This is a genomic window from Seonamhaeicola marinus, from assembly GCF_008085455.1.
In genome coordinates, this window is record NZ_VSDQ01000096.1 from 1 (window position 1) to 386 (window position 386).

Sequence of the window (386 nt, forward strand, 5' to 3'; positions counted from 1 at the left end):
AGTTTTTTTGAGTCTTTCCCAGTTGGCTTAAAAAAGGCAAAAGATAGAGTAGTGTCTTATTGGGATCAATTAGGGGCTATATTTACACCAAGTACTGGTGCTTATAAAGGTGTAGGTGGTTTTAAAGCCATTTATGATATTTTTCCTAAAACTTGGAGCTGGCAATCATTTTGGAGTATAACTGCCTTTTTATCTATTATGCTTGGGGTTTTAAACTTATTACCAATTCCTGCTCTAGATGGTGGCCATGTTATGTTTTTATTGTATGAAATGGTTTCAGGAAGAAAACCTGGTGATAAATTTATGGAGTATGCACAAATGGTTGGTTTCTTTATTTTAATAGCTTTAGTACTGTTTGCAAACGGCAATGATATCTACAAAGCAAT

Annotated in this window: 1 protein-coding gene; it reads left to right on the plus strand. The window is 33.9% G+C overall.

The window, feature by feature from the left end; genetic code table 11:
* A partial coding sequence (locus FUA24_RS00605; protein ID WP_187388120.1) for a site-2 protease family protein occupies positions 1-386 on the plus strand: 386 nt, incomplete at both ends.